The sequence below is a fragment of the Leifsonia sp. C5G2 genome (genome assembly GCF_013359685.1).
Lineage (GTDB): Bacteria > Actinomycetota > Actinomycetes > Actinomycetales > Microbacteriaceae > Leifsonia.
The window spans coordinates 305,992-314,050 of record NZ_JABFMV010000004.1 but is presented as its reverse complement, the minus strand read 5'-3'; the positions used below and the strand labels follow the sequence as shown (position 1 = coordinate 314,050).

Annotated in this window: 9 protein-coding genes; 4 read left to right on the top strand and 5 right to left on the bottom strand. The window is 70.7% G+C overall.

The genetic code is table 11. The features are described 5' to 3' along the window. Positions 1-181 precede the first annotated feature (181 nt). A complete protein-coding gene (locus HNO83_RS08090) occupies positions 182-949 on the bottom strand; it encodes an SDR family oxidoreductase (protein ID WP_175337005.1) in 768 nt (255 codons plus the stop codon). 310 nt (positions 950-1,259) lie between these two features. On the opposite strand from HNO83_RS08090, the gene HNO83_RS08085 reads away from it, so the two are divergent. From HNO83_RS08085 to HNO83_RS08075, 3 genes are read left to right on the top strand one after another with little or no spacing between them, the layout of a single operon-like run. Further along, positions 1,260-2,687 carry an MFS transporter gene (locus tag HNO83_RS08085; RefSeq protein WP_175337004.1) on the top strand — a complete coding sequence of 476 codons (1,428 nt, stop codon included), beginning with the start codon at positions 1,260-1,262 and terminating at the stop codon, positions 2,685-2,687. A 49-nt stretch (positions 2,688-2,736) separates the two neighbouring features. Further along, positions 2,737-3,483, top strand: coding sequence for an alpha/beta fold hydrolase (locus tag HNO83_RS08080; protein ID WP_175337003.1), 747 nt, complete (start codon positions 2,737-2,739; stop codon positions 3,481-3,483). A gap of 21 nt (positions 3,484-3,504) precedes the next feature. Continuing rightward, positions 3,505-3,912 (top strand): SRPBCC family protein, encoded by a 408-nt coding sequence (locus tag HNO83_RS08075; protein WP_175337002.1) that lies wholly within the window; start codon positions 3,505-3,507, stop codon positions 3,910-3,912. An 18-nt stretch (positions 3,913-3,930) separates the two neighbouring features. On the opposite strand, the gene HNO83_RS08070 is transcribed toward HNO83_RS08075, so the two are convergent. Then, positions 3,931-4,539, bottom strand: coding sequence for an acyl-CoA-like ligand-binding transcription factor (locus tag HNO83_RS08070; RefSeq protein ID WP_175337001.1), 609 nt, complete (start codon positions 4,537-4,539; stop codon positions 3,931-3,933). Positions 4,540-4,624: 85 nt separating this feature from the next. Between HNO83_RS08070 and HNO83_RS08065 the strand changes: the two genes are divergently transcribed. After that, positions 4,625-5,383 carry an SDR family NAD(P)-dependent oxidoreductase gene (locus tag HNO83_RS08065; protein WP_175337030.1) on the top strand — a complete coding sequence of 253 codons (759 nt, stop codon included), beginning with the start codon at positions 4,625-4,627 and terminating at the stop codon, positions 5,381-5,383. Positions 5,384-5,411: 28 nt separating this feature from the next. On the opposite strand, the gene HNO83_RS08060 is transcribed toward HNO83_RS08065, so the two are convergent. The 3 genes from HNO83_RS08060 to HNO83_RS08050 all read right to left on the bottom strand — a co-directional run bounded on the left by HNO83_RS08060 (position 5,412) and on the right by HNO83_RS08050 (position 7,999). Continuing rightward, positions 5,412-5,786, bottom strand: coding sequence for a nuclear transport factor 2 family protein (locus HNO83_RS08060; protein ID WP_175337000.1), 375 nt, complete (start codon positions 5,784-5,786; stop codon positions 5,412-5,414). A gap of 45 nt (positions 5,787-5,831) precedes the next feature. After that, the gene (locus HNO83_RS08055) at positions 5,832-7,178 is read right to left on the bottom strand and encodes a DUF2254 domain-containing protein (RefSeq protein WP_175336999.1); all 1,347 of its coding nucleotides are present in this window, start codon (positions 7,176-7,178) and stop codon (positions 5,832-5,834) included. Between the two features lie 68 nt (positions 7,179-7,246). Beyond that, a complete protein-coding gene (locus tag HNO83_RS08050; protein WP_249776567.1) occupies positions 7,247-7,999 on the bottom strand; it encodes a DeoR/GlpR family DNA-binding transcription regulator in 753 nt (250 codons plus the stop codon). Positions 8,000-8,059: the final 60 nt, after the last annotated feature.

The following is an 8,059-nucleotide window of genomic DNA, read 5'->3' as shown; positions in this document are numbered from 1 at the left end:
CATGCCACCGACTGTGACGCATGTCCCGACTCACCAGGGACCTATCAACTGAGACTTATGTCGTGAACCCAGACACCACGCCCTCCGCCCCTTCGTGAGCGATCGAACGTTCGAATCTCCTGCTGGGCTGACTTCCGTCGGAGATTCGGACCCGATTCGGCCGAATCTCCGACGGATGCGGCTAGTTCCGGGGCGCGGGCGCCGGGTTCAGCGGGAGCCACTCCTCGAACCGCGTCTCGAAGATCGTCGCGTCCGGACCGGGGAGGAGCATGTCGTCGGTGAGCCGCTCGCCGAAGTAGCGCGCCTCCGGGTCCACGACGACTGTGCGGGGGTCGCCGCGGAACGCGAGGCCCGTGCGGACCAGGTCGTCGAGGCCGAACTGCTCGGGTCCCGCCACCTCGATGACGGCGTTGAGCGGCTCGTGCGCGGTCGTCTTTGCGACGGCCGTCGCGACGTCCTCCGCCGCCATCGGACGGATCTGCGCGTGCGACAGGCGCACCTCGTCGCCGACGGTCGCCGAGGCGGCGATGCTGCCCACGAACTCGAAGAACTGCGTCGCGTGCACGATCGAGTACGGGATGCCGCCGGCTTCGATCAGCTTCTCCTGCGCGACCTTCGCCCGCATGTAGCCGCTGTCCGTCATCCGGTCGGAGCCCACGACGGAGAGGATGGCGTAGTGGCCGACCCCGGCCTTCTTCGCTGCCGCGATGATGTTCGTCGTCGCGGTCGTGAAGAAGCTCATCACGTCGTCGTCCGCGAACGACGGCGAGTTCGAGACGTCGAGCACGGTCGACGCTCCCTCGAGCACCTCCTGGAGGCCCGCGCCGGTGATGGTGTCCACTCCCGAGTTCGGGGAGGCGGCCACGGCGTCGTGACCGTGATCGGTGAGCTTCCGCACGACTTTGGAGCCGATGAGCCCCGTACCTCCGATGACGACGATTCTGGACATGACGCGCTCTCCTTCGTTCCGCCGGCGCCGAGTGCGCCGACACCAGCCAAGACCGACCGGCCGCCGGCTTTGTGACAGCACCCGGTGGCGGGTGGGACCAGCCGTGGTCTGCTTGGCGCAACCCAGTGGGGGAGAGGGGCCGCCTGAAACCCAGTGTTCCCGCTCTTACCTCACGGCTCGACCGGATGCTTCGAAGGCTACGACCGCCGACGCCGCCGGTTTGTGACGAGATTCCCCGAACCGGTCACAGCCGCAAGGTCTCTGCGGTCGAAGCTGGCGAGCGGGACGGGCCCGCACCATCGGAGAAGCAATGACACCCCGGAACACCCGAGTGCAGCGGACCGTCCTGGCGGTCGCGGTGCTGGCGACGTTCATCGCCTTCCTGGACGGCAGCGTCGTCAACGTCGCGCTGCCCGCGATCGGGCGCGAGCTCGGCGGGGGGCTCGCTGCGCAGCAGTGGATCGTCGACGCCTACCTGCTGACGCTCGGCTCCGTGATCCTGCTCGCCGGCTCGCTGTCCGACCTCTTCGGCCGGAGACGCGTGCTGCTCTGGGGCCTAATTGGCTTCGGCGTCGCCTCGGTCCTGTGCGCCGCGGCTCCCACCGCCGGGATCCTCATCGTCGCGCGCGGGCTGCAGGGGGTGGCCGGGGCACTGCTGGTGCCCAGCTCGCTCGCCCTGATCCTCAGCGCCTTCCAGGGTGCGGCGCAGGCGCGGGCGATCGGGGTGTGGACGGCGATCACCAGCCTCGCGAGCATCGCCGGCCCGATCGTCGGCGGTGTCCTGGTCGACACGCTCTCGTGGCGCTGGGTCTTCGCGATCAACCTCCTCCCGATCGCCGCGGCACTGCTCCTCGTCCGGGCGCTTCCGGCGGATGCCGCCCGCACGGCCGGCGCCCGCGTCGACTGGTTCGGGGCGCTGCTCGGCGTCGTCGGACTCGGTCTCCCCGTCTTCGCTCTCATCGAGAGCGGGCGGTTCGGCTGGGGCTCACCGGTCATCCTCGGCGCGCTCGCGCTGGGAGCCGCCGGTCTCGTCGCGTTCCTGCTCTGGGAGCGCCGGGTCGCGTCCCCCATGCTGCCCCTCTCGATCTTCCGCGAGCGCGACTTCTCGGCGGGCAACGTCGCGACGGCGTTCCTCTACGGCGGGGTCGGCGTCGGAACGTTCGCGCTGGCGCTGTTCCTGCAGCAGGGCGCGGGCTACAGCGCCACCGCGGCCGGCTTCGCGATGGTGCCCTCGAGCGTCCTGCTGATCGCGCTCGCGGCCGTCTTCGGCCGGCTGAGCGGCCGGGTCGGCCCTCGGCTGCTGATGACGGTTGGGCCGGCCGTCGCCGGGGTGGGGTTCCTCCTGATGCTGAGGATCATCGCGGACGCCGACTACCTGACCCAGGTCCTCCCCGCGGTCTGCGCGTTCGGGCTCGGGATGGCGATCACCGTCGCGCCCCTGACGGCGACGGTCCTCGGGGCCGTCGACTCCGGGCGCGCGGGTATCGCCTCGGCCGTGAACAATGCCGTCTCGCGCGTCGCGGGCCTGATCGCGGTCGCGCTCGCCGGGTCGGTGGGCGGGGCGACCATCCAGCTGACGGGATTCCACACGCTCGTCTCCGGGGCCGCACTCGCCTCATTCGCCGGTGCGATCGTGTCCGGGGTCTGGATCCGCAACCCCCGTCCGGTGCCCGTCGCCACGGCCGGGGACCACACCGGCGGCGCCGCTGTCACACATCCGGACCTGCAGCGGTCATAGCTGGCGGAGCGGCCATCCGGACCGACCATCGAAACGAGGAGAAGAAGAAATGACCGATCGGAAACCGGCCGTCGTGCTGGTCCACGGGGCCTTCGCGGAGTCCGCGAGCTGGAACGGTGTCATCGAGCGGCTACGCGGAGCCGGCGTCGAGAGCATCGCCGTCGCGAACCCGCTCCGCAGCCTGTCCGGCGACGCTGCATACGTCCGCGACGTGATCGCATCGGTGGGACGACCCGTCGTGCTGGTGGGCCACTCGTACGGAGGTCTCGTGATCTCCGAGGCATCCTCCGGAAACGACGCGGTGAGCGCTCTGGTCTACGTCAACGCCTTCGTGCCCGAGCACGGGCAGACGGCGTTCGACCTCTCGAACGAGTTCCCCGGAAGCACACTCGGCGACGCGCTGGCACCGCGCCGGCTGGCCGACGGCGGCACCGAGTTCATCATCGAGCCGGCGCTGTTCCATCGGCAGTTCTGCGCGGACGTGCCGGCTGAGACCGCCGCACTGATGGCGGCGACCCAGCGACCGGTCACCCAGGCCGCTCTCACCGAGCCGCTTCCGACCGCGACGCCGGGCTGGAAGACCATCCCGACCTGGTGCGTGTACAGCGACGCCGACCTGAACATCCCCGTCGCGGAGCACCGCGCGGGCGCCGAGCGCGCCTCGGCGCGGCTGAGCCGGGAGGTCCCCGGCGGCTCGCACGCGCTCAGCGTGTCCGAGCCTGGCGCCGTCGCCGAGACGATCCTCGCGGCGCTGGCGGCCATCGCCCCAGACAGCGGCACTGGCGTCGTCCGATGACGACGATCTAGCATCGCGGGTATGCCCGACATCGTGGTCGAACGTCACTTCTCCGCCGAACCCGAGCGCGTCTGGCAGGAGATCGTCCAGCCCGACTCGCTCTCCGCGTGGTTCTGGCCGGCGTCCTTCGACACGGCTGCGGCGATCGAGCCGCGCGTCGGCGGCCGGACGCGGATCGAGTCCCGTGCGAACGGGATGGGCGTCTCGGGGGAGGTCACGTCGGTAGAACCGGAGCGGCGGCTCGTCACGACGTGGCAGTGGAACGGAGAGGAGGAGGTGACCACGGTCGGCCTCACTCTCGCGCCGTCCGGCTCGGGCGGCACGGACCTCCACGTTCAGCATTCCGGGTTCCCCGACGCCCAGTCGGCAGACGACCACGTGCTCGGGTGGAACGACTGCCTCGACCGCCTCACGGCGCGCCTGGGCTGACCGATACCGACGGCCGGACTACGGCAGGTGGAGGTCGAGGAGGGCGTCCAGCGCCTCCACCGACGCCCTGGCGGGGTCGTCGTCGTCGCGGTTGGTCGCCCACCAGAGGAGCGCCGAGAAGTTCGCCGAGCTGATCGCGTCGGCGAGGACGCGGACCCGCAGCTCGGAGGCCTCCGCCCCGAGCCTGCGGCCGAGGAACCCGGCGATGAGGTCCCGGCTCGCGGTCAGGCGCAGGACGCCGAACGCGATCAGCGCCGGGTCGGAGGCCATCAGCCGGAGGCGCAGGCGCGTCGCCTCGAGGGTGTCCGGGTCGAGGTCGAGCGACTCGGTCATGGCGCGGGCGATCACGTCGCGCGTGCTCTCGCCGGCGCCGGGGGAGTCGAGCACCCGGTGCATCCGCTCGACGACCGGCTCCATCCCGCCCCAGACTAGGTCGGGCTTCGACGGGAAGTAGCGGAAGAGCGTGCGGCGGCCGATGCCGGCGAGGTCGGCGATGGCCTCCATCGTCGTCGCCTCGTACCCGTGCGACGCGAAGCGCCGGAGGGCGAGCAGGGCGACCCGTTCTGGGTCGCCGGCCGCCGGCCGACCTCGGCGCCGCCGGGTCTCTGTGGCCTGCGGTGAATTCACAGTGCCAATTATGGCACTCACTGCTATTAATGGTCTCGACGCCCGATCGAGCGCCGACGATGTCATCGACAAGGAGTACAGCAGCATGAGCAGCAACGGGACCGGACGCTTCGCCGGCAAGACCGCGATCGTCACCGGCGCAGGGTCCGGCATCGGCAAGGCCACCGCCCTCCGCCTCGCCCAGGAGGGCGCCAGGGTGATCGCGAGCGACATCTCGGAGGAGCGCCTCACGGCCCTCACCGGCGAGCACGCGGACCTCGACATCGTCGCCGTCGCGGGCGACATCTCGTCCGAGGATGCCATCGCGGAGGTGATCGCCGCGACGGGGGGCCGGGTCGACGCGCTCGCCAATGTGGCGGGCATCATGGACGGCTTCCTCCCGCCCGCCGAGGTCGACGACGCCACATGGGACCGCGTCTTCCTCATCAACGTGACCGCGATCATGCGGCTCACCCGCGCGGTCCTGCCGCTCATGCTGGAGGCCGGCGGCGGCTCCATCGTGAACGTGGCCTCCGAGGCGGGACTTCGCGGCTCGACGGCGGGAGCGGCCTACACCTCCTCCAAGCACGCCGTCATCGGGCTCACCAAGAGCACGAGCGTCTTCTACGCGCCGAACGGGGTCCGCACCAACGCGGTGGCGCCGGGCGCGGTCGCTACGAATGTGGACGGGTCGTTCAAGTCGCAGCTCGCGGGCGAGCGCCTCGGGCCGATCATGCAGACCAACGTCGGATCGGTCGCGCAGCCGGAGCAGCTCGCCGCGGCGATCACCTGGCTGCTCAGCGACGACTCCGCCAACATCTCGGGGGTCGTGCTCGCGTCGGACGGCGGCTGGTCCGCGATCTAGGGCGGGTTCCGGGACGGGGAGGGACTCGTCAGTCGCTCAGTGCTGTCTGCTGATAGAGCGCGGGCCGCAGCCGGTCTCCGTCGATGGTGTAGACGCTGGTCATCCTTGCGGTGAAGGCGGGCTCCGAGCCGGACCGCCTGGCTGTTCCACGGTATGTCAGTGCGGCGGCGTCGGGGCCGATGGCGACCCTCCGGAGGTCGTCCAGTTCGTACTCGTCCCAGGGTGGGACGCCGTCCAGGCTGGCGGCGACCGCGTCCCGGTCGAGCACCGATCCGTCGACCAGCACCATCACCGCCTCCCGGGTCATCAGGTCGCGGTAGTAAGCGCCACCGGTCGAGGAGCACAGGGCGTCCCAGCCGGCGCGCTCGGCGGCGAGGAGGTCGCGGAGTTCCACAGTGTCCATAGTGCGGAACCATACTCCCCGACCGCCGGAGGAGCGGGGTGCCCCCTACGGGCGCTCGGCCAGGCGGACGATCACTGCCCTGGTCGCGCGGAGGAGGCGGTCCGACTCCGCCGGGTCGGCCTTCTCCTCCCGCAACTGCAGGTCGAGTGCCTCCAGCTGCTCGCGGAGAGCCGCGTCCACTTCCGGGTCGTCGTTGACGTAGGCCAGCTCTGAGACGGAGTTCAGGAAGCGTTCGACGACGGCCGGACTCCCCGCGCAGTAGTGGCGTACCGGGGAGAGCGATGAACGGACCAGCTGCGCCCGGCTCTGGGATGCCGTGACGACGCGCAACTCGTCGCGCGAGCCGGCCAGCGCGGCCGGCAGCGACGGGTGCCGCAGGGCGCGTACGAGCACGGCGGTCACATGGCCGAGCGAGTTCACGGCCGTCGTGGGGTCGTTCACGCCAGGCGAGAGCGCACGGATCGCGATGTCGAGCAGCTGCTGGATGCCGTACTCGACGTCCTGCGCGGCGGTCCTCTCGTACCAGATCGAACCGGACGCGCGCACGGCTGCCTCTATCGCTTCGCTGTCCGGTGCTGCGGCAGCATCCGTCGCCCACCAGAACGCCTGCGGCGTGCCGGCGACGATGCTCTGGCCCACGCGCTTCGTCTCCTCGACCACGATGCCGTTCGCCTCAGCGATCCGCACAAGACGCTCCCTGTCCACGCTCGTGATGAAACCGGACGAGTCCGCCGTGACCACGTGCTTCCTGGCGGGCTCCTCGATCTCTCCGCGATAGGCGTCCGCCCCGGCGTTGCTGTCGCCCACGAGCTCCATCGTGCGGTCTGTCTCGGCGTGGATCTCCTTCATGATCGTCTCCACGCGGAGCTGCGTGGCGAGGTGCGCGAGGAAGATCACCAGCACGACGACGCTGACGAGGGTGAGCACGAAGCCGGTCGTGACCGCGATACGGGGCACGAACACGGGCTGCGCGTCGGTCGAGTCGCCGATGGACCGCAGCACCGTGATGGCGTAGGCGAACGTGCCGAGGAAGACGGCGAGCGTCAGGTGCACCTGGCGATCCCGCGAGAACAGCCGGAGCACGCGGGGCGACACCTGGCTGCTCGCCAGCTGCAGCGCGACGACCGTCAGCGAGAAGGTGAGCGAGGTGGCCGTGATCAGGGAGCCCGCGATGGAGGAGAGCACGGACCGGGCGGTCTCGGCGCCGCCGTTGAAGACGACCGAGTCGGCGGTGGTGGGGAGGGTGTGGTCGACGAGCAGGTCGATCCGGGGGAGGGCGACGCCCAGCACGACGCCCAGCACGATCGCGGCGACCGGGAACGGCCAGAGCCGCGACTCCAGCGCCTCCGAGAGCCTGGCGATCACACTGCGGCCGCGGATCGTTGCTTCCATAGGTCGCCTCCCGTTCCATCCTGACCATACTCGCGAGGCCGCGACGGACCCGCGGTGTGCTGATCGGACTACTCGGCCAGCACGATCGTCGTCCCGCCGCGGGCCGCGGCCTCCAGCGTCGCCGCGCCCGAGCCGGGCGTCGTGACGATCGTGTCGAAGTCGTCGAGGGACGCGATGCGGTAGGCGCCCTCTCCCGGGAACTTCAGCGAGGTGGCGACGAGGATGCTGCGGTCGGCCGCCCGCCGCATCCTGTGCTTGATCCCGGCCTCCTGGTTCAGGTCGGTGACCACCGAGCCGTCGGGACGGATGCCCCCGCTGCTGATGACGGCGACGTCGGCGTGGATGAGCGCGAGCATCTGCTCCGTCAGCGGGCCGGACACGGTGCCCGGCTTCGAGCCGACCGCGCCGCCGAGCAGGATGAGCGTGCACGCCGGGTCGTCGCCGAGCACGCGCAGGATCCACAGGTTGTTGGTGACGATCGTCACCGGCCGGTCGCGCAGCAGCCGCGCGACGGCGAGCGTGGTGTGGCCGATGTCGAGCAGCACGACGTCGCCGTCTTGGATGAGCCCCGCGGTCGCGACGGCGATGACCCGCTTCTCCGCCGCATCCGGGTCGTGGTCGGTCAGCTCGTCGTCCGCCGTCTCCGCGAGCGTCGCCCCGCCGTGCACCCGGCGGAGGCTGCCGGCGAGCTCCAGCCGCTCCAGGTCGCGCCGGATGGTGGTGCCGCTGACCTCGAGCAGCCGGGACAGCTCCTCGACGGTCACGCTTCCCGTCTCCTGCACGCGCTCGACGATGGCGGTTTCGCGCTGATGGGTCAGCATGGCACCCCTTTCCCGGTGGATGGTCTCAGCGTGGCGGTGCTCATTCTCGCTCATATGAAC

Coding starts and splice junctions, on each gene's coding strand:
- HNO83_RS08090 (WP_175337005.1), bottom strand. CDS start 949: ATGTCCAGAATCGTCGTCATCGGAGGTACGGGGCTCATCGGCTCCAAA.
- HNO83_RS08060 (WP_175337000.1), bottom strand. CDS start 5,786: ATGGACACTGTGGAACTCCGCGACCTCCTCGCCGCCGAGCGCGCCGGC.
- HNO83_RS08055 (WP_175336999.1), bottom strand. CDS start 7,178: ATGGAAGCAACGATCCGCGGCCGCAGTGTGATCGCCAGGCTCTCGGAG.
- HNO83_RS08080 (WP_175337003.1), top strand. CDS start 2,737: ATGACCGATCGGAAACCGGCCGTCGTGCTGGTCCACGGGGCCTTCGCG.
- HNO83_RS08085 (WP_175337004.1), top strand. CDS start 1,260: ATGACACCCCGGAACACCCGAGTGCAGCGGACCGTCCTGGCGGTCGCG.
- HNO83_RS08075 (WP_175337002.1), top strand. CDS start 3,505: ATGCCCGACATCGTGGTCGAACGTCACTTCTCCGCCGAACCCGAGCGC.
- HNO83_RS08065 (WP_175337030.1), top strand. CDS start 4,625: ATGAGCAGCAACGGGACCGGACGCTTCGCCGGCAAGACCGCGATCGTC.
- HNO83_RS08050 (WP_249776567.1), bottom strand. CDS start 7,999: ATGCTGACCCATCAGCGCGAAACCGCCATCGTCGAGCGCGTGCAGGAG.